Raw genomic sequence first — 19978 nt, 5'->3', positions numbered from 1 at the left:
GGGTCACCACGAGCGGTCAGTAACCGTGCAGGGCGTAGTCCAGCGCGTCCCAGATGGCTTGGGCATTCTGGCCGAGATTGGCGAGCGGGCTGCGCAGTTCGCCGGGTTCAAACGAACCGATGGCCAATGTCTCCAGCACGAAAGCTTGCCCTGCCACCTCCAGCTTGGGGTTCAGCACGGTGGCGTGCTGTGGGTTGTCCAAGGGGGCGAGTGGAACCGCCATGACGGCGACAGGGCGCTTGAGGAAATGACTTCGCACTTGCACCACGTAGGGGTGGGTGGTGCGCAACTCCTCCAGCGGGTTCGGGTAGACGTCAAACTGCGCCATCGGTTGCTGCTGCCTGTTGCGCTTTGGCCTTGCGCCACTCGTGAATGCGGCGCGCCATGGAGCCAATGTTGGCCATGCGCTGGTTCATGGCCTCAATGGCTTCCTTGTTTTCTTCTTCCCACTGGTTGCGCGCGGCTTTCATTTCAGCCGGGCTGCGTGCGGCGGCGGCAGCGCGGCGCGCCAGGCGCTCGGGGGTAAGCCAGCCATCTCCGCTGGTTGACGTGGCGGCGTAGCGGGCGGGCTCCTCCTGTGCGGTGAGGGGGGCGGGCACCACCTTGACCGGCATCAGCGTGATGGTGCCGTCGGGCGCCGTTTGCACCTCGAACAATTGCCCGGCGTACTTCTTGCCCAGCGATATCTGGCCGCTGGCGCCCACTTCCTTGAGCATGGCGTGCTCCTTCAAAAAACGTCATGCCATCATGCGGCATGAAATGGAGGGAGTCAAACCAGGTCGATCAGGCCCGCACCATCTTCTTGAGCTGGTACAGCGCATCCAGTGCCTCACGCGGGCTCAATGCGTCGGGGTTGATGGCGGTCAGTGCGGCTTCCAGCGGGCTGGCGCCCGCGCTCTCGGGCACCTCGGGGGCGGCGAACAGGTCTACCTGCAAATCATCTTCACCCGCGCGTTCTTCGAGCGCGGCCAGCGCATGCCTTGCGTGGTGCAGCACGGGCGAGGGCATGCCCGCCAGCTTGGCCACCTGGATGCCGTAGCTGCGGCTGGCGGGGCCGGGCTGGATCTCGTGCAAAAAGACGATGTCGGCACCCGCCTCGGTGGCGCTCACATGCATGTTGATCGCGTGGCGCGCCTTGGCGGGCAGGTCGGTCAGCTCGAAATAGTGCGTGGCAAACAGCACAAAGGCGCGCGTCTTGTCGTGCAGGTGCGTGGCGATGCCGCTGGCCAGCGCCAGGCCGTCAAAGGTGCTGGTGCCGCGGCCGATCTCGTCCATCAGCACCAGGCTGTGGGGCGTGGCCGCGTGCAATATCTGCGCGGCCTCGGTCATCTCCAGCATGAAGGTGGACTGCGCGTTGGCCAGGTCGTCCGCCGCGCCGATGCGGGTGTGGATGGCGTCGATGGGCCCCAGGCGGCAACTGGCGGCGGGCACATGGCTGCCCATGCTGGCCAGCAGCACGATGAGCGCCACCTGCCGCATGTAGGTCGATTTACCGCCCATGTTGGGGCCGGTGATGACCTGCATGCGCGTGTTGGCGTTCAGGCGCGTGTGGTTGGCGATGAAGCTGCCGCTGGATGTCTCGGCCAGGCGGGCTTCGACCACGGGGTGGCGGCCGCCTTCGATCTCGATGCAGGGCTCGGGCACAAACTGCGGCGCGCACCAGTTCAGCGTGAGCGAGCGTTCGGCCAGTGTGCACAGCACATCCAGCGTGGCCAGCGCCTGGGCCAGGCGGGTGAGGGCGGGCACGTGGGGTTGGAGCTGGTCGAGGATCTGCTCGTACAGCCATTTCTCGCGGGCCAGGGCACGTTCGTTGGCCGACAGGGCCTTGTCCTCGAAGGTTTTCAGCTCGGGTGTGATGAAGCGCTCGGCGTTTTTGAGCGTCTGGCGGCGGCGGTAGTCGTCGGGTACGCGGTCGAGGTGGCTGCCGGTCACTTCAATATAGAAGCCGTGCACCTTGTTGAACTGCACGCGCAGGTTGGGGATGCCGGTGCGGGCTTTCTCGCGGGTCTCCAGGTCCAGCAGGAAGGCGTCGCAGTTGGTCTGGATGGCGCGCAGCTCATCGAGCTCGGTGTCAAAGCCGTTGGCAATCACGCCACCGTCGCGCACCAGGGCGGCGGGCTCCTCGGCAATGGCGGCCTGCAGCAGGCCGGTGCAGCCCTCGGGCGGCTGCAGATGGCCGAAGATTTGAATCAAATAGGGCTCCAGCGCTTGTCCATTAAGCGCGAGTAGCTCTGCTTTTTGTAGCGTTTTGCCCAGGCCCACCAATTCGCGCGGGCGCACCTGACGCAAGGCGATGCGGGCGGTGATGCGCTCCACATCGCTCACCCCTTTGAGTTCGCCGCGCAGCAAGGCCCAGGGGCCACTGCCGCCACCGGCGCCGCCCGCACCGCGCAGCGCGGTGGTGGCCGACAGGCGCTGGCGCGCTGCGGCGCGGTCGCGTTGGGGCTCCAGCAGCCAGGTCTTGAGCAGGCGGCTGCCCATGCCGGTCATGCAGGTATCGAGCAGCGAAAACAGCGTGGGCGCATCGTCGCCACGCAGGGTCTTGACGAGTTCCAGGTTGCGGCGCGTGGTGGCGGGCAGGTCGATGAGGTCGTCGCACCGCTGCACCTGCACGCTGTGCACGTGCGTAAGCGTGCGGCCCTGCGTGTGCTCGGCATAGGTCAGCAACCCGGCAGCGGCTGCGTGCGCCTCGCCCAAGTCTTGTGCACCCCAGGCCTGCAGGCTGGCGGCGCCCAGGTTTTCTAGCAGCTTGCGTTCGCCCAGGGCGCTGTCGAACTGCCAGTCGGGCCGGGGACTCATGGCGCAGGTGAAGGCGCCGCTTTGGCGCAGCACCTGCAGTTGCTGCTCAAAGCGCTCGGTGACGCCCGCGCTGTAGATCAGTTCGCTGGGCGCCACGCGCGCCAGCCACGCGCCGAGTTCGTCCTGCGCACATTCGGCCAGGAAGACGCGGCCCTGCGTCACGCTGAGCCACGCCAGTCCACAGCGTGCACGCGGCGCCTGGTGCACGGCCATCAGCAGCGATTCGGATTTGTCGGACAGCAGCTCCGTGTCGGTCAGCGTGCCGGGCGTGACCACGCGCACCACCTTGCGCTCCACCGGGCCCTTGCTCGCGCCCACCTCGCCCACCTGCTCGGCAATGGCCACCGACTCGCCCATCTTGATGAGGCGGGCCAGGTAGTTCTCCAGCGCGTGGAAGGGCACACCCGCCATCACCACCGGCTGACCGCCCGACTGGCCGCGCTGTGTGAGCGTGATGTCGAGCAGGCGCGCAGCCTTTTCGGCGTCTTGCCAGAAGACTTCGTAGAAGTCGCCCATGCGGTAGAACAGCAACGTCTCCGGATACCCCGCCTTGAGCGTGAGGTACTGGGCCATCATGGGCGTGTGGTGCTCAAACGTGTCGGACATGCAGGGGGCTCTGGAATGAGGCGTGGACTGTAGCAGTTCGCCCCGCGCGCAACGGCCGGTGAGCTCGGGTTTTCCCCGAGAGGAAACATGCGGGTTTTCTTCTTTGGTTACGTTTTGACATACTCTTGCCTGTATGCTGGCACATTGGCTTTGACCGTCGGCCCCGCTGTCTGCAAGCGGGTTTCATACCATCCGCAGGCTTCAAAGGCTTCAGAGCGACCGTGATTTCGTCCGAACTGCTGACCGATCTGCTCGCCCCGTTCGGGGATGGGCCCATCGAACCCATGGCACAGGCGCGTCTGCAGGCATTGATGGACGCCGTGCCGGTGGCGTTGATGGAGTTCCGGTTGCAGGATGGCCGCCTGACGCTGCTGGCCGCCAACGCGGCCGCCCGCCGCATGCCTGGCCTGGGCGCAGTGCGCAACCCTGGTGCGGACGCCAGCGAGGTTTTTGATCTGCTGGCCGGCACGGCGCTGATGGATCAGCTCGAAGGTGTGGCCCGCATCGGCGCCCCGCTTGAATGCCGCCAGGTGGTGCGTGAACCCGGCCGGCTGCTGCTGGCCTGGGATCTGTCGGCCCGCCGTGTGACCCACGACTGCATTGTGGTCACCGTACGCGACGCGTCGGAGGCCGAGACGCTGCGGGCCGCGCTTGCGGCGTCCGAGCAGGCCCTGGAAGAAGTGCGCCGCGAACTGCGCGAGCAGACCGAGGTGTTCAACACCATGGAGAGCCTGGCCCGCACGGGCCACTGGCGCCGCATTGAAGACCCGGGTGAGACGGTGTTGCTGTGGTCCCCCGGCCTGTGTGACATTGCGGGTTTCGAGCAACAGGAATGGGTCGATCCGGAACGCGCTGTCAGTGGCATCGTGCCCGAAGACCGCCATGTGTTCGACAGGGCGCGGCAACCGGGGACGGGGCTGGATGTGGAATACCGCTGGCGCCGCCCGGATGGCGAAGTGCGGTGGATGCGCTCGCGGGTGCGCCGCACCCTGCCGCGCGATGGCGTGCAGGTGGTGATGGGCGTGGTGCAGGATGTGACCGACGAGCACCGTGCGGCCGAGCAACTGCGCGAACAGCTGCTGTTCATCCAGCGCATCGCCAGCCGCATCCCCGGCTTCATTTATGAGTACCGCCTGCATTCGGACGGGACCACCAGCGTGCAGTACATCAGCGAGGCGGTGCGTGAGTTCATGGGTGTGGAGCCGCACGAAGTCACGGCCGACCATGGCGTGCTGGTGTTGCGCGTGGTGCCCGAAGACCTGCCGCACGTGCAGCGCACGGCCATCACTTCCGTGCGCAAGCTGGTGCCGTGGCAGTGCGAATACCGCGTGCGCATGGATGACGGCAGCATCCGCTGGCACATGACCAACGCCATACCGCACCGAGAACCCGATGGCTCGGTGGTGTCGCACGGCTTCACCATGGATATCACGGACAGAAAGCGGGCTGCGCAGGAAATCGAACGCCTGGCCTTCTACGACGCCCTCACCGGCCTGCCCAACCGACGCCTGCTGCTCGATCGCCTGCAGCGCTCCATCGCCGCCTGCCAGCGCACCAAGGCCCTGGGCGCCCTGCTGTTCATCGACCTCGACAACTTCAAGGATCTGAACGACACCCTCGGCCACGACGTGGGCGACCAGCTTCTGGCCCAGGTGGCCACCCGGCTGGTGGGCTGCGTGCGCGAAGCCGACACCGTGGCCCGCTTTGGCGGCGACGAATTCGTCGTCATGCTCGAAACCCTGGCCCCCGACCTGCAAGACGCCGCCACCCAGGCAGAAACCGTGGCCGAGAAACTCCTGGCCAGCCTGAACCAGCCCTTTGACCTGGACGGTGCCCAGCACTACAGCACCCCCAGCATCGGCATCACCCTCTTTGGCGACGAACGCCTGTCGGTGGACGAACTCCTCAAACGCGCCGACCTGGCCATGTACCAGGCCAAAGCCGCAGGCCGCAACACCCAGCGCTTCTTCGACCCCGACATGCAGGCCGCCGTGAACGCCCGCTCCAACTTGGAAGCCGACCTGCGCCAGGGCCTGGCCCGGGGCGAGCTGCTGGTGCACTACCAGCCCGTCGTGGACCACCAGTCGCGCCTTCTGGGCGCAGAAGCCCTGGTGCGCTGGCGCCACCCCCAGCGCGGCATGATCAGCCCCGGCGACTTCATCCCCCTGGCCGAACAGACCGGCCTCATCCTCCCGCTGGGCCAATACGTCCTCAGAACCGCCTGCGCACAGCTGCAGCGCTGGAGCCAGCACGAAGCCACCGCCCACCTTTGCATCTCCGTGAACGTCAGCGCCCGGCAGTTCCGGCAACCCGGCTTCGTGGCCGAAGTGCTGCAGACCCTCAAAGAGCACCACGCAGAACCGGCCAAACTCAAGCTGGAACTCACCGAAAGCCTGCTGCTGGGGGACATCGAAGACACCATCGCGCGCATGGTGCAGCTCAAAAGCGAAGGCGTGGGCTTTGCGCTGGATGACTTTGGCACCGGGTACTCGTCCCTGTCCTACCTCAAGCGGCTGCCGCTCGACCAGGTCAAGATCGACCAGAGCTTTGTGCGGGACGTGCTCAGTGACCCCAACGACGCGGCGATCGTGCGCACCATATTGGCGCTGGCGATGAGCCTGGACCTGCAGGTGGTGGCCGAGGGGGTGGAGACGACGGGGCAGCTGTCGTTTTTGCGGCTGCACGGGTGCGAGGGGTTTCAGGGGTATCTGTTTGGGCGGCCGGGGCCGGTGGAGGACATCCATGCGATGTTGCATTCACTGCCCTAGCCCGGTGACCTCCTGCATGCGCCGGATGAACTGCTGCACGCGCGCGGCCGGGAGCCGGGTGTGAAGCGGGCCGGTGAAGGCGCGGGCGGGTTTCTGGACAAGATGCCTGCCCGCAAGGGCCCGGGCGTGCATGGCGTTTTGCTGGTGGTGGCCCTGGCGCTGGCGGGCGCGTGGCTGGTGGTGCTGGCTGCCATGCACTGGAAGGGCGCTGAGCGTGCCACCGAACGCTCCCAAATGCTGCAGCAGACGGTAGATGCCCTGCAGACCCGCATCACCGGCGGTGGCATGCTGGGCGCCGTGTCGTTGCTGGGCCTGAGCGAGCCCCTGCTCAAGGCCATGGCGCTGGGCGAGCTTGCACCTGACGACCCGCAGGCCCTTGCGCGGCTGAGTGTGGCGCGCGGCCGCTTCCTGGTGAACGGTGTGTATGTGATGTCCCGTGACGGCACGGTGGTGGCCCACGAGACGGCTGGCCGGCGCTCCACGGGCATGAATCTTTCCTTCCGGCCGTATTTCCAGCAGGCGGTCAACGGTGCCATCAGCGTGTATGCCGCCATCGGCAGCAACTCGCAGGAGCGGGGCCTCTATTACGCCGCGCCGCTGTATGAAAGCGACACCCCTTCGAGCGGCATCGTGGGCGTGGTCATGTTCAAGGTGGGCTTTGAACTGTTTGACGAGGTGCTGCGGCGCACGGGCATGCCCACGGTGCTGCTGTCGCCCCAGGGGGTGACGTTTTCTTCCACGCGGCCTGAATGGCTGTTTGCCGTGGCGCCCCCGCTCACGCAGGCGCGCATTGATGCGATACGGGCCTCACGCCAGTTTGGCAGCCATTTTGACAACGGCGTGGCCTCGTCGCTGCCCTTTACGCCCGACGCGCAGGACGTCTTTCTGGACGGCACGCCGCACGCGGTCGAGCGGCGCCGGGTGGACTGGAACGATCCGGGAGGCCAGTGGCAGCTGGTGATGCTGGACGATGTGAGCGCGCTCCTGCCCTGGAATGAGCGGGCCAAGCTGGCGGGCGGTGCGTTTGTGGCGCTTTGTCTGCTTGGATTGTTGCTGCTGGACCTGCTGCGCAGTCGTGCACGGGTGCGTGCCGCGATGGAACGCTTCAGGGTGCTGGGTGCCGCGCTGGGCAACAGTCCTGTATCGGTGGTCATCACCGATGGCGATGGCCGGATTGACTGGGTCAATCCCCAATATGAACGCAACACCGGCTACACGCTGGACGAAGTGCGTGGCAAGAAACCTTCGCTGGTGGCCAGCGGCCAGACCCCTGCGCAGACTTACCAGCAGATGTGGGCGACCCTGCTTTCGGGGCAATCGTGGCAGGGGCAGTTCGTCAACCGGCGCAAGGACGGAGGCATCTACCATGACGAGGCAACGCTGTCGCCCGTCTTTGATGCAGCCGGAAAGCGCATCGCCATCGTGGGCCTGCACGAAGATGTATCCGGGCGCATTCAGGCCCAGGCCGAGCTGGTGCGGCGCGAGCGCCTGCTCAACGAGTTGCTGGAGCAGCAGACGGCCATCTTCGACAACGCGCCGCCTATCGTGCTGCTGTGCGATGGGCAGTTTCGCCAGTTCAACCCCGCGTTTGTGGAGCTCATGGGAGGCACCGTCTCGCAATTGCTGGGCCAGGGCGTGGGGGCACTGTTTGGCGGGGCGCGCCAGTGGGACAGTTTCAAGCAACACGTTGGCCCCAGTCTGTTTGCGGGCCAGCCCGTGCGGGAAACCACCACGCTGTACCGCCTGGACGGAACGCGGTTTGAAGCCCGCCTGGCAGGCCGCAGCCTGCAGATGGAGGGGTTTGCCAGCGCGTCGATCTGGGTGATTGAAGATGTCAGCGAGCAGCGGCAGGCCGAGATCGCCATGCAGCAGGCCCGAGACCGGCTGGAGCTGGCCCAGGAGGCGGGCAAGATCGGCGTGTTCGATATTGATCTTGCCAGCAACCAGGTGCTGTGGAGCGACAAGATCCTGGCCATGTTTGGCCTGCCACCGGGCACCCAGCGGCGCACGCAGAGGGACTGGGAGGACATGCTGCACCCGCTGGACCGTGAGCGCGCCAGCGCGCTGTTCGCGCAAGCCGTGTCGGGCGATGCGCTGCATGTTCGTGATTCGTGGCGCATCGTGCGGCCGGATGGCGAGGAGCGCTGGTTCCTTTCGGCGGCGCGCATTTTCCGCGACGGCGAAGGCCGTGCCGTGCGTGTGGTGGGCGTGAATGTGGACATCCACGACCAGAAGCTGCTGGAGGCCCGTGTCGCCGAGCAGCTGGATTTCCAGCAGGCTCTGATTGACGCCATCCCCGTGCCCCTGTTCTACAAGGATGCCGAAGGCCGCTATATCGGTTTCAACCGCGCGTATGAACAGGCCTTCGGGGTGCAGCGCGAGGCGTTGATCGGCAAGACGGTGCTGGACCTCGGGTTCCTGCCCGCTGCCGATCGCGAGCGTTTTGACGCGGATGCCCGGGAGGCCCTGCACGGCGACCAATCGGTGCACAAGGAAGTGGACTTGCCGTATGCCGATGGCAAGGTGCACCACACGCTTTTCTGGCTGCATGGTTTTTCGCGGGCGGACGGATCCCCAGGGGGTGCGATTGGCACGTTTGTGGACATCACCGACCGGCAGCGCGCCGAGCAGGAGCTGCGCCGTGCCAAGGAGCTGGCCGAGGAGTCGACCGCGCTCAAATCGAACTTCCTGGCCAACATGAGCCACGAGATCCGCACGCCCATGAACGCGATCATCGGCATGTCGCACCTTGCGCTCAAGTCGGGCCTGTCAGACCGCCAGCACGACTACGTGAGCAAGATTCAGCAGGCAGGCCAGCACCTGCTGGGCGTCATCAACGACATCCTTGATTTCTCCAAGATCGAGGCCGGCAAGCTTGTGGTTGAAAAACACCCCTTTGCGCTCGACCACATGCTGGACAGTGTTGCGGATGTGGTGGGCTACAAGGCCGGTGCCAAGGGGCTGGAGCTGGTCTGCGATGTGGCGCCGGATGTGCCGCCCAACCTCATCGGGGATTCCCTGCGGATGGGGCAGATCCTCATCAACTTCGCCAACAACGCGATCAAGTTCACCGAACGCGGGGAGATCAGCATCGCCGTGCGGCTTATGGAGTCTGAAGGCAGCCGGGTGCTGCTGCGCTTTGAGGTGCGTGACACCGGTATCGGGCTGACGCCAGAGCAGATGGGACGCCTGTTCCAGAGCTTCCAGCAGGCCGATACGTCCACCACCCGCCGCTATGGCGGCACGGGCCTGGGGCTGGCCATCTGCAAGAGCCTGGCGGAGCTGATGGGCGGAGAGGTGGGGGTGGAAAGCATTTTCGGGCAGGGCTCCACCTTCTGGGTGACCGTGCCGCTGGAGCGTGGCGCCCCGGCGCGCGTGCTGCTGCCACCGCCCGATCTGCGCGGCCGCCGCGTGCTGGTGGTGGACGACAACCAGACGGCCGCCACAGTGCTGTCCGACATGCTGACGTCCATGGGCTTTGACGTGGAGCAGGCGCATTCGGGGCTGGAGGCGCTGGACCGGCTGCGTGAATCCATGGCGCGGCATCAGCCGTTTGGCCTGCTGCTGCTCGACTGGCACATGCCCGGCATGGACGGCATCCAGCTCGCAGGGCATATCAAGGGCCTGGGGATGGCGCAGGTGCCCAAGATGTTGATGGTCACCGCCTACGGGCGCGAAGATGTGATGCGTGCCGCGCGGCTCCAGGGGATCGACACCGTACTGATCAAGCCGGTGAATGCGTCGCTGCTGTTCGACACGCTGATGCAGCCGCTGGAGCACGCGCCCGCCGCACCCCGCCGCGTGGTGGCCACCGCACCGGCTGCCGAGCAATTGCCTTTGGAAATCCGGGGTGCCTCGGTGCTCCTGGTGGAGGACAACGAACTCAACCAGATGGTGGCCGTGGAGCTTTTGCGGGAGGCCGGTTTCGCGGTGGACGTGGCCGAGAACGGCGAGGCGGCGATCGAGTGCATCGAGCGCAAGGCCTACGACGTGGTCCTGATGGACATGCAGATGCCCGTGATGGACGGCGAAACCGCCACGCGGCGGCTGCGCAGCAACCCGCGCCATGCCCAACTGCCCATTGTGGCCATGACTGCGAACGCCATGGAAGCAGACCGCCAGCGCTGCTTTGCCGCGGGCATGAACGACCATGTGGCCAAGCCCATCGAGCCTGCGGCACTCTGGGCCGCCCTGGGCCGCTGGATTCGGCCGCGGCCCGGGTTGGGGGCGATGCCTGCGGCACACGCACCGGCTTCGGGCGCGATGTTTGCGCGGGTGGAACCGCCTGGTGCCGATGCGGGCCCCGCGCCCGTTTTCCCTGCCATCGCCGGCCTGGACACCGCCCTGGGCCTGCAGCGGGCGCTGGGCAAGCCCGATCTCTATGCCGAAATGCTGCGCAGGTTTGTGCGCGGGCAGTCAGGCGTGCTGGCCGAGCTGGAGCAGGCCACGCGCACGGGGGACATGGTGCTGGCAGAGCGCCTGGCGCACACCCTGCGCTCGGTCGCGGACAACATCGGGGCACTGGATGTGTCTGCCCATGCCCGGATGCTGGAGCAGACCATCCGGGGCGGACAAGGCGGCAATGAAGTCATCGGCGGCCTGCTGGCGGCGCTGGGCGCCGCCCTGAGCCCGGTGCTGGAGCCGTTGCAGGCATGGACGCAAACCCCGCAAACGCCGGTGCCGCCAGGCAACGGCGCGGTTTCAGTCGCTGCAGGGTCGCCGCCGCAGCCACTGGAACCTGCGCAAGCCTTGCAGGCGCTGTGCGACCTTCTGGAACATGACGATCCTGCAGCCTGCGAGTTTTTCCAACACAATGCCGCATTGCTCCAATCTGTGCTGGGAAGCGCTTTCAAGGTGGTGGAGATGCATACACTGAATTTTGATTTTGAACAGGCCATGGCCGTGATCCATGCTGCGCCCCGCACGGACGAACCTCCCGCGCACGCGCCTCACTGACCGGCACCTCACCCAGGAACCTCCATGGACAACGCGCCCTTTGCCTCTCCGCAGTCCACCCTTGTCGAAAAACCCATTGCGACGGTGCTGGTGGTGGACGACACGCCCGACAACCTCACCCTGATGGGCAGCCTGTTGCGCGAGCACTATGTCGTGAAGGTGGCCAACCACGGCGAGAAGGCGCTCAAGATCGCCCAGTCCGACGCACCGCCCGACCTGATCCTGCTCGACATCATGATGCCGGACCTGGACGGCTATGAGGTGTGCCGGCGCCTGAAGGCCCTGCCTGCCACGCGCGATATTCCGGTGATTTTCCTCACCGCCCGTTCCGATCCGGACGACGAACGCATGGGCCTGGCGCTGGGCGCGGTGGACTACATCACCAAGCCCATCAGTCCGCCCATCCTGCTGGCGCGGGTCAACACGCATCTGGCACTCAAGGCCACGGCGGACTTCCTGCGTGACAAAAGCTCTTACCTGGAACGCGAAGTGGCCATGCGCACGCTGGAGGTGCAGGCCATCCAGGATGTGACCATCATGGCCATGACCTCGCTGGCCGAGACGCGCGACGATGAAACCGGCAACCACATCCGCCGCACCCAGCTGTACGTCAAGGTGCTGGCCGAGCGGCTGCGCGACCACCCGCGCTTCGAGCACGTACTCAACGACCGCATGATCGAGCTGCTGTACAAGTCCGCCCCGCTGCACGACATCGGCAAGATCGGCATCCCTGACAGCATCCTGCTCAAGCCCGGCAAGCTCACCGTGGAAGAGTTCGAGATCATGAAAACCCACACCACCCTGGGCCGCAACGCCATCGACAAGGCAGAGCGGCGCCTGGGCATGCGGGTGCCATTTTTGAGCCTGTCCAAAGAGATTGCCTACAGCCACCAGGAAAAATGGGATGGCTCAGGTTACCCGCAGGGCCTGGCGGGCGATGCCATTCCGGTGTCGGCGCGCCTGATGGCGGTGGCCGATGTGTACGACGCACTCATCAGCAAGCGCGTCTACAAGCCCGCGTTTTCGCACGACCAGGCGTGCAACACCATCATTCGCGGCAAAGGCACGCACTTTGACCCGGACATGGTGGACGCGTTTGTGGACATTGCGGAAGACTTCCGCAGCATCGCCGAGAAGTATCCCGACCCTGGATAAAGGACAACCCCCTGAGCGACTTCGTCGCTTCCCCCTTCTCTCGAATTGCTGCGCAATTCGGGAAGGGGGACGCAGCCAGTGCGGCGGGGCTGCCCTTGCACGGCTGCACTGGTGTGCGTCTCGCCCGCTGCACGGTTCAGCTAGGAGATCTCACCATTGGTCATCGTGTGCTGGCCTAACTGCCGTGCGCGGTGGATGGGTTTAGAACGGCGCGTCTTCGCTCTTGGGGGCGTCGGCCTGTGGGGCGGAACCCGTGGTGTCGCGCTCCACATCGGCTGCAGCCTCGGCTTCAGCGCTGACAGGTGCGTCTGCCGCAGCCGCCTGTCGCACAGCCGCCTTGTCGCCAGCGCTCGCAAACTTGCTGTACTTGGAGAGGATAGGCACCAGCTGGCCGTAGATGCGGGGGCTGCCGGCCAGGCACTCGCGCTGCTCCAGAAAATCCGCCTCGCCCGTGAAATTGCCCACCAGGCCACCAGCCTCGGTCACCAGCAGCGAGCCCGCAGCCACGTCCCAGATCGACAGGCCTGTTTCAAAGAAACCATCGGTGAAGCCCGCAGCCACATAGGCCAGGTCCAGCGCGGCGGCGCCGGGGCGGCGCAGGCCGGCGGTGCGCTGCATCACGTCGGCCATCATGTTCAGGTAGCTCTTGAAGTTGTCGCCCGGGCGGAAGGGAAAGCCCGTGGAGATCAGGCAGTCCTTGAGCTGGGTGCGCTTGCTTACACGAATGCGGCGCTCGTTCAGGTAGGCGCCCCGGCCCTTGGTGGCGGTGAACAGGTCGTTGCGCGAGGGGTCATAGATGACGGCCTGCTCGATTTTGCCGCGCACGGCCAGCGCAATGCTGACGCAATACACGGGAAAGCCGTGGATGAAGTTGGTGGTGCCGTCCAGCGGGTCGATGATCCAGACAAATTCCGAATCCTTGGCGCCGTATTCGCTGCCCGACTCTTCGGCCAGGATGCCGTGGCCGGGGTAGGCCGTGAGCAGCGTCTCGATGATGATTTTTTCGGACGCGTGGTCCACTTCGGTCACAAAGTCGTTGATCTGCTTTTGCGAGATCCGCACCGATTCCACGTCAAGGGCCGCGCGGTTGATGATGGCGCCGGCGGCGCGTGCGGCCTTGATGGCCACGTTAAGCATGGGGTGCAGGTTGGACGACATAAATTGTGGTGGTTGGCAGCGCGCGGCCAGGGTGGCGCGGGCATCTGCGTACAGGATGAGCGGGGAGGTCGGGCCAGTCCCGGCGATGCGGGCGGCGACAATAGAGGGCGGAATTTTACCCGCAGTGCCTCATTTTTGCCTAACCGGCCGCTTTTCCCCTCCCGTCCATCCGCTCCATGAAGACCCGTTTTGTCCTGATCAACACCAGCCACGCCGGTAATGTGGGCGCTGCCGCACGCGCCATGAAAACCATGGGGTTTGATGACCTGGTGCTGGTGGCCCCGCGCTGGGCCAACGTGCTGCGGCGCGAGGAAACCATCCAGCGCGCCAGTGGCGCCCTGGATGTGCTGGAAAACGCCCGTATCGTGGCAACGCTGGATGAAGCGCTGGACGGCATCAGCCACCTGTGCGCCACGGCGATGACCCCGCGCGACTTCGGGCCACCCACGGCAGCGCCGCGGGAACATTTCGATTTGCTATTAAAAAAAGAGCTATTGACGCTTGATGGACAAGCGCTGGAGGCCAGAAACACCAATATTTCAGAAGCTGCGGCCGTGCGCCAGGCGGGTGTCGCCTTCCTGTTTGGCTCCGAGCGTTTCGGCATGACCAACGAGGATGTCTATCGCTGCCATGTGGCACTGTCGATTCCCACGAACCCCGGCTTTGGCTCGCTCAACCTCGGGGCCGCCATCCAGGTGATTGCCTACGAATGGCGCATGGCGCTGGGCGGGTTCCCGGTGCTGGATGCCACACCACAGCGCGCCCTGGCCGACGCCGCCCAGGTAGCGGGCATGCTGGGCCACTGGGAGCAGGCGCTTACCACCATCGGTTTTCTGGACCCCGCCGCACCCAAGAAGCTCATGCCCCGCCTTAACCAGCTTTTCAATCGCGCGCAGCTCAGCCCTGAAGAAATCCACATCTTGAGAGGTGTCGCCAAAGCCATGATCGAGGCCGCAGAGGCGAAACGCTAGACTGTGCGGCCAACAACGCATAACGAAAAGAACCGATGTTTGCCCGCCTGCGCTCCGATATCCAGTGCATCCTTGACCGCGATCCTGCCGCGCGCAGCACGTGGGAGGTGGTCACCTGTTATCCGGGCCTGCACGCGATCTGGCTGCACCGCCCCGCGCACTGGTGCTGGAACAACGGCCTCAAATGGCCGGGCCGCTTCATCTCCAACTTCTCGCGCTGGCTCACCGGCATCGAGATCCACCCCGGCGCCAAGATTGGCGAGCGCGTGTTCTTTGACCACGCCATGGGCGTGGTGGTGGGCGAGACCGCCGAGATCGGCGACGGCTGCACCATCTACCAGGGCGTGACGCTGGGCGGGACCTCGCTGTACAAGGGCAGCAAGCGCCACCCCACGCTGGGCAAAAACGTGGTGGTGAGCGCGGGCGCCAAGGTGCTGGGCGGCTTTGAAGTGGGCGACGGCGCCAAGATCGGCAGCAACGCCGTGGTCATCAAGCCTGTGCCCGCAGGTGCCACGGCCGTGGGCATCCCCGCGCGCATCATTCCGTCCAAAGAAGGCCAGAGCGCCGACGTGACCGAACCCCAGCAGCCTCCCAAGTTCACAGCCTACGGCATCACGCAGGAGGACGACCCGCTCTCGCAGGCCATGCGCGGGCTGATCGACAACGCCTCGTCGCAGGAGCACCAGATTGCGCTGTTGTGGCAGGCCATCGAGAAGCTGTCTGCCAATCCGCAGAACAAGGACTGCGTGCCGTGTGATGCCGCGCTCAAGGAGCAGTTCGAGGCGGGCAAGCTCAACGAGTTGGTGGGCAAGTAGCGGCTGGCGGGCTTCAGCCTTGCACCAACGTTTGCAGGTGTCGGCCGAGTGATTCGAGGTTCACAAAGGTCAACTCGTACATGGTCGTGAGGCCTGCTGCCTGCTCATCGTTCAAATCAGTGGCGCAGATGATGAAACGGCTCCGGTCGATGCCCAGGCGCTTGCGCAGACGAAGATATTTGTCGATGTCGCGACGGAACTCTCCGGATTTGCATTCGATGCAGATTGGCGCCTGGCCTTCTGGCAACGCGATCACGTCCAATTCATGCAGATCGTCGTTCGGGAACACGACCTTCACACTACGCGCGCAAGACGCAGGCCGCCCGTGCTTGCGCAACTGGGTAAGCAACTCGATGAAGGCGTACCATTCCAGCCATCCGCCTTCAAAGAATTGACGCACGGCAGGCGCCGTCTGCAAGGTCAGACGGACAATTTTTTCGGGTTTCTGGTAGTGATACCTCGAGAAGAATGTATGGCTGTAGAGCTGGCGGCACAGCGTATTGATCGCTTGCGCATCCTTTTGAGGCAGGTTCCCCAGCTCAAGGTTGATCCACCCGTGGCTCTTGCGGTAGGCAAAGCGGACGCGGTCAATCAGTTCAGCATACAGCGCATGCCCCTCTCCCAGCATCCGCGCCGCGTCATCGAAAAACCCGCTGGTGTCCACCAGTGTGTAGTCGAAGCGGGCTTCAATCTTCCGGGCAGAAAACCACGCCTGCAGCGGAGCGTGCTGCTCAGCCGTAGCCAGCAAGGTCGTGTTGTTCGAATCAATGCCGACAAGTGTTTCCGACGGAACTACCCGCACAGACGCGGGTCCCGTGGTGCTTGGGCTGGGGACGTCTTCTACTGGCTTGTCGGGCTGCTGGAGGGCTGCCACTTCGCGCAGTGCGGAAAAATACCGTTCGACCAGCTTCTCCACGTAGAACACAGTGCCATAGACCATGCTGGGAGTACCGCATCGTCCGCAAGCGACCCTTGTCCCAACCGGTGTGGTGGCGTCTTCTGAAACGAAACTGCATTGGTTGCAACGGTAGATGGGCATGGCGATAGAAAGGCTGCGTGAAACAGGTGTTCCCTGCCGGTTGCAAGCAGGGGTGTGATGGCGGCTGTAAGCCTTTGGGAAAAAGCTTAGAGCGTTGGCTTAGGCGCTCGGACAGCGCTCTTGGGCCGGAACGCCTTGCAGACCTCGTCGCGCGTTTCCAGATAGGGACCGCCAATCAGGTCCACGCAGTACGGCACCGCCGCAAAGATGCCCGGCACGATCGGTTTCCCCTCGGCATCTTTCAGGCCTTCCAGCGTCTCGGCAATCGCCTTGGGCTGGCCGGGCAGGTTGATGATGAGGCTCTGGTCGCGCACCACGGCCACCTGGCGCGACAGGATGGCGGTGGGTACAAACTTCAGACTGATCTGGCGCATCTGCTCGCCAAAGCCCGGCATCTCCTTGTGCGCCACGGCCAGCGTGGCCTCGGGCGTCACGTCGCGCAGGGCAGGGCCCGTGCCGCCGGTGGTCAGCACCAGGCAACAGCCTGCGTTGACCAGTTCGATCAACGCCGCGCTGATGCCGTCCTGCTCGTCGGGGATCAGGCGCGATTCGAAGGTGATGGGGTTGTGCAGTGCGCGCGAGAGCCAGTCCTGCAGCGCAGGCAGGCCCTTGTCTTCATAGACTCCCGTGCTGGCGCGGTCGCTGATGGAGACGATGCCGATCTTCACCGGGTCGTGCAGGGCGGAACGCTCACTCATCGCCGTGGTCCTCGTCAATGTCGCTGGCATCGTTTGCGCCCGCGCCACCCAGGTGCTCGCGCACCAGCTGGAACAGTTCGCGGTAGGCGCGGCCCTTGCGCGGGGCCAGGCCTTGCGAGACCTGGACGTTGGCTTCCTTGCCCGCAGGCTGCGCGTCCTTGCGGGCCTGACGGACCAAGGCGCGCAGCTGCTGGGTGTCGGTGGTGGGATGCTCGGCCATCCACGGGGCCAGGGCCTCGTCATCGGCAATCAGGCGGTCGCGCCAGTGTTCGGCCAGGTGCAACTGCATCTTTTCGGTGGCCGAGCCCTTGTGCTGTTCTTCCAGCGCCTGGCGGGCGGCCAACACCAGCTCGGGTTCGAGCTTGCGCATGATCTTGCCCACGTACTGCATCTGGCGGCGCTTGCCCTCAAAGTTGGTGATGCGTTTGGCCTCGGCCAGGGCTTCCACCAGTTTGTCGGGCAGGCCCACGGCGTCGAACAGGTCGGCGCGCAGGCTCAAAAGCTCTTTGCCCAGCTCCTGCAGTTCGTCGCTTTCGCGCTTGAGATCGGTGCGGCTGGCATCGGGCGTGCCTTTGAGTTCGGCCTTGAGCTGAATGTCCAGTTCGCTGCCTTCGGCAACAAACTGGCCTCGCACAAAGTAGCCTTTTTTGGGTTTGCGTGACATGGGGTGGGGGCAAAAAGAGAAGCGGCGCAGAGCGCGCCACAGCGACAAGTATCATAGCTGCCGCTATGAAAAAACCCTCCACCCGCGCCGCGCGCGCCCAAAGCGCGGCTGCCGCTGCGCCCGCGCCTGCCACCTCCCGCACCCCTGACAACGGCTTCAGCTACAGCCGCGCGTTCTTTGAAGACCTGGTGGACCGCGCCCTGGCCCATGCCAAAAAGCTCGGCGCCACCGACGCAGGCGCCGAGGCGTCCGAGGGTTGCGGCCTGTCGGTCAGCGTGCGCAAGGGCGAGCTGGAGAACGTGGAGCGCAACCGCGATAAATCCCTGGGCGTGACGGTGTACCTTGGCAAACGCCGTGGCAACGCCAGCACGTCCGATTTCTCGAACAAGGCCATCGAGCAGACCGTGCAGGCCGCGTACGACATCGCACGCTTCACGGCCGAAGACCCCATGGCAGGCCTGCCGGACGCCGATGACATCGCCCCGGCCGACACGCACCGCGACCTGCAGCTCTTCCACCCTTGGGCCATCACCAGCGAAGAAGCCGCTGACATCGCCAGGGCCTGCGAAGCTGCCGCGCTCAAGACGCACCGCCGCATCACCAACACCGAAGGCGCAGGCGTATCGGCGCAGCAAAGCCATTTCTTCAGCGCCCACACGCGCGGCTTTCGCGGCGGTTATGCCAGTTCGCGCCACAGCTTCTCGGTGGCGCCCATCGCCTCGCTGCCCGGCAAGAACGCCGAGATGCAGCGCGACGCCTGGTACAGCTCCATGCGCGATGCGGCCGAGCTCGCCTCGCCCGAGGCCGTGGGCCGCTACGCCGCGCAGCGCGCGCTGAGCCGCCTGGGCTCGCGCAAGATCCCCACCACGCAATGCCCGGTGCTGTTTGAGTCGACCCTGGCCGCCGGCCTGCTGGGCGGCTTTGTGCAGGCCGTCAGCGGTGGCTCGCTGTACCGCAAGAGCAGCTTCCTGCTCGACTCGCTGGGCAAGATGGTCTTCCCCAAGCACATCGACATCCTGGAAGACCCCTTCATTCTGCGCGGCAAGGGCAGCTCGCCCTTTGACGAAGAAGGTGTGCGCGTGGCGCCGCGCAAGGTGGTCAAGGGTGGGCGCGTGGAAGGCTACTTTCTCTCAAGCTACTCGGCCCGCAAGCTGGGCATGAAGACCACCGGCAACGCGGGTGGCTCGCACAACCTGGTGATGACCTCGCGCCTCACGCAAGCGGGCGACAACCTCGACGCCATGCTGCAAAAGCTGGGCACGGGCCTCTTTGTGGTGGAGCTGATGGGCCAGGGCGTGAACTACGTGACGGGCGACTACTCGCGCGGCGCCAGCGGCTTCTGGGTGGAGAACGGCAAGATCGCCTACCCCGTGCACGAGATCACCATCGCAGGCAACCTTAAAGACATGCTCAAGGGCATCGAGGCCGTGGGGGCAGACGCCTACAACTACGGGGCCAAGACGGTGGGCTCGATTCTCGTCAACCGCATGAAGGTGGCTGGTAGCTGACAGCTGCGACGCTGCAGCCAGGTCCCGAACAACAAAGCAGCCTTGGGCTGCTTTTTATTGGTGGGTGCCAGGCGCTTGGCGCGGTCGTGACAATCGGCTGTCGTCTGATGCCGCTGCGCTTTCGCATGCCATTGCTGTCATGAACGAAACGCAATATCGTGGGGTGCCGCGCAACCAGCGGGCGCGTCAACCCCTCAAGGATTCAAGGAGCCACCATGTCCAAAGTTCTCGTTCTTTACTATTCCACGTACGGCCACATCGAAACCATGGCCCAGGCCGTGGCTGAAGGGGCGCGCTCTGCGGGCGCGACAGTCGACGTCAAGCGGGTGCCGGAGACCGTGCCCGAAGACATTGCCAAGGGCGCGCATTTCAAGCTGGACCAGTCAGCTGCCGTAGCTACCGTTGCAGAGCTTGAGGGCTACGACGCCATCATCGTCGGCGCCCCCACCCGTTTTGGCCGCATGCCTTCGCAGATGGCCGCGTTTCTGGACCAGGCGGGCGGGCTGTGGGCGCGCGGTGCGCTCAATGGCAAGGTAGGGGGTGCGTTCACCTCCACGGCCACGCAGCACGGTGGGCAGGAGGTGACGCTGTTCTCCATCATCACCAACCTGCTGCATTTCGGCATGACGATCGTCGGCCTGCCGTACAGCTACCAAGGGCAGATGACGCTGGACGAAGTGGTGGGCGGCAGCCCTTACGGCGCGACCACCATTGCGGGCGGCCAGGGGCAGCGCCAGCCCAGCGCCATGGATCTGGACGGTGCCCGGTTCCAGGGCAAATTGATCGCCGAGACCGCCAGCAAGCTGTTCACCTGACGGTTACGGGAGGGCCCCCGGGGGGA

The 19978-nt window shown here is 65.2% G+C and carries 14 protein-coding genes; 7 read left to right on the top strand and 7 right to left on the bottom strand.

Going from position 1 to position 19978, the window contains the following annotated elements; genetic code table 11:
• Positions 1 to 16: 16 nt before the first annotated feature.
• From AAFF19_RS17115 to mutS, 3 genes are all read right to left on the bottom strand, one after another.
• On the bottom strand, positions 17 to 328 hold the full coding sequence (locus AAFF19_RS17115) for a CcdB family protein (RefSeq protein ID WP_342720620.1): 312 nt from the start codon (positions 326 to 328) through the stop codon (positions 17 to 19).
• A complete protein-coding gene (locus AAFF19_RS17110; RefSeq protein ID WP_342720619.1) occupies positions 315 to 716 on the bottom strand; it encodes a hypothetical protein in 402 nt (133 codons plus the stop codon). The genes AAFF19_RS17115 and AAFF19_RS17110 overlap by 14 nt, the downstream gene beginning before the upstream one ends.
• Before the next feature lie 67 nt (positions 717 to 783).
• Complete coding sequence (gene mutS, locus AAFF19_RS17105; protein ID WP_342720618.1) at positions 784 to 3405, bottom strand: DNA mismatch repair protein MutS; 2622 nt, start codon at positions 3403 to 3405, stop codon at positions 784 to 786.
• A gap of 221 nt (positions 3406 to 3626) precedes the next feature.
• Between mutS and AAFF19_RS17100 the strand changes: the two genes are divergently transcribed.
• The 3 genes from AAFF19_RS17100 to AAFF19_RS17090 are packed head-to-tail and all read left to right on the top strand — an operon-like array spanning position 3627 to position 12284.
• Positions 3627 to 6173, top strand: a complete 2547-nt coding sequence (locus tag AAFF19_RS17100; RefSeq protein ID WP_342720617.1) for an EAL domain-containing protein — start codon at positions 3627 to 3629, stop codon at positions 6171 to 6173.
• 60 nt (positions 6174 to 6233) lie between these two features.
• Positions 6234 to 11129, top strand: coding sequence for a PAS domain S-box protein (locus tag AAFF19_RS17095; protein ID WP_342720616.1), 4896 nt, complete (start codon positions 6234 to 6236; stop codon positions 11127 to 11129).
• 24 nt (positions 11130 to 11153) lie between these two features.
• A complete protein-coding gene (locus tag AAFF19_RS17090; RefSeq protein WP_342720615.1) occupies positions 11154 to 12284 on the top strand; it encodes a two-component system response regulator in 1131 nt (376 codons plus the stop codon).
• Between the two features lie 201 nt (positions 12285 to 12485).
• On the opposite strand, the gene AAFF19_RS17085 is transcribed toward AAFF19_RS17090, so the two are convergent.
• Complete coding sequence (locus AAFF19_RS17085) at positions 12486 to 13442, bottom strand: inositol monophosphatase family protein (RefSeq protein WP_182120791.1); 957 nt, start codon at positions 13440 to 13442, stop codon at positions 12486 to 12488.
• Positions 13443 to 13618: 176 nt separating this feature from the next.
• Here AAFF19_RS17085 and AAFF19_RS17080 point away from each other — a divergent pair, with 176 nt between their 5' ends.
• Entirely contained in the window at positions 13619 to 14413 is a 795-nt protein-coding gene (locus tag AAFF19_RS17080) for an RNA methyltransferase (RefSeq protein WP_182120790.1), read from the top strand.
• Between the two features lie 35 nt (positions 14414 to 14448).
• Positions 14449 to 15228 (top strand): serine O-acetyltransferase, encoded by a 780-nt coding sequence (cysE, locus tag AAFF19_RS17075; RefSeq protein ID WP_342720614.1) that lies wholly within the window; start codon positions 14449 to 14451, stop codon positions 15226 to 15228.
• 13 nt (positions 15229 to 15241) lie between these two features.
• On the opposite strand, the gene AAFF19_RS17070 is transcribed toward cysE, so the two are convergent.
• The 3 genes from AAFF19_RS17070 to yjgA form a co-directional block, all read right to left on the bottom strand.
• Positions 15242 to 16168 carry a hypothetical protein gene (locus AAFF19_RS17070; RefSeq protein WP_342720613.1) on the bottom strand — a complete coding sequence of 309 codons (927 nt, stop codon included), beginning with the start codon at positions 16166 to 16168 and terminating at the stop codon, positions 15242 to 15244.
• Positions 16169 to 16353: 185 nt separating this feature from the next.
• Positions 16354 to 16965 (bottom strand): molybdopterin adenylyltransferase, encoded by a 612-nt coding sequence (mog, locus tag AAFF19_RS17065; RefSeq protein ID WP_008907032.1) that lies wholly within the window; start codon positions 16963 to 16965, stop codon positions 16354 to 16356.
• The gene (gene yjgA / locus AAFF19_RS17060) at positions 16958 to 17629 is read right to left on the bottom strand and encodes a ribosome biogenesis factor YjgA (RefSeq protein ID WP_034695770.1); all 672 of its coding nucleotides are present in this window, start codon (positions 17627 to 17629) and stop codon (positions 16958 to 16960) included. The genes mog and yjgA overlap by 8 nt, the downstream gene beginning before the upstream one ends.
• A 65-nt stretch (positions 17630 to 17694) precedes the next feature.
• On the opposite strand from yjgA, the gene pmbA reads away from it, so the two are divergent.
• Positions 17695 to 19137 carry a metalloprotease PmbA gene (gene pmbA, locus AAFF19_RS17055; protein ID WP_342720612.1) on the top strand — a complete coding sequence of 481 codons (1443 nt, stop codon included), beginning with the start codon at positions 17695 to 17697 and terminating at the stop codon, positions 19135 to 19137.
• A 215-nt stretch (positions 19138 to 19352) separates the two neighbouring features.
• Positions 19353 to 19952, top strand: coding sequence for an NAD(P)H:quinone oxidoreductase (wrbA, locus tag AAFF19_RS17050; RefSeq protein ID WP_182120784.1), 600 nt, complete (start codon positions 19353 to 19355; stop codon positions 19950 to 19952).
• Positions 19953 to 19978: the final 26 nt, after the last annotated feature.

The sequence above is a fragment of the Acidovorax sp. FHTAMBA genome (assembly GCF_038958875.1).
Lineage (GTDB): Bacteria > Pseudomonadota > Gammaproteobacteria > Burkholderiales > Burkholderiaceae_C > Acidovorax.
Note: the sequence above shows the minus strand (reverse complement) of the source record. Positions and strands in the feature narration are given on the sequence as shown.

Excerpts from the sequence above, each read along its gene's own strand:
- yjgA (WP_034695770.1), bottom strand. The coding sequence starts at position 17,629 with ATGTCACGCAAACCCAAAAAAGGCTACTTTGTGCGAGGCCAGTTTGTT.
- AAFF19_RS17080 (WP_182120790.1), top strand. The coding sequence starts at position 13,619 with ATGAAGACCCGTTTTGTCCTGATCAACACCAGCCACGCCGGTAATGTG.
- wrbA (WP_182120784.1), top strand. The coding sequence starts at position 19,353 with ATGTCCAAAGTTCTCGTTCTTTACTATTCCACGTACGGCCACATCGAA.
- AAFF19_RS17085 (WP_182120791.1), bottom strand. The coding sequence starts at position 13,442 with ATGTCGTCCAACCTGCACCCCATGCTTAACGTGGCCATCAAGGCCGCA.
- mutS (WP_342720618.1), bottom strand. The coding sequence starts at position 3,405 with ATGTCCGACACGTTTGAGCACCACACGCCCATGATGGCCCAGTACCTC.
- cysE (WP_342720614.1), top strand. The coding sequence starts at position 14,449 with ATGTTTGCCCGCCTGCGCTCCGATATCCAGTGCATCCTTGACCGCGAT.
- AAFF19_RS17090 (WP_342720615.1), top strand. The coding sequence starts at position 11,154 with ATGGACAACGCGCCCTTTGCCTCTCCGCAGTCCACCCTTGTCGAAAAA.
- mog (WP_008907032.1), bottom strand. The coding sequence starts at position 16,965 with ATGAGTGAGCGTTCCGCCCTGCACGACCCGGTGAAGATCGGCATCGTC.
- AAFF19_RS17115 (WP_342720620.1), bottom strand. The coding sequence starts at position 328 with ATGGCGCAGTTTGACGTCTACCCGAACCCGCTGGAGGAGTTGCGCACC.
- AAFF19_RS17110 (WP_342720619.1), bottom strand. The coding sequence starts at position 716 with ATGCTCAAGGAAGTGGGCGCCAGCGGCCAGATATCGCTGGGCAAGAAG.
- pmbA (WP_342720612.1), top strand. The coding sequence starts at position 17,695 with ATGAAAAAACCCTCCACCCGCGCCGCGCGCGCCCAAAGCGCGGCTGCC.
- AAFF19_RS17070 (WP_342720613.1), bottom strand. The coding sequence starts at position 16,168 with ATGGTCTATGGCACTGTGTTCTACGTGGAGAAGCTGGTCGAACGGTAT.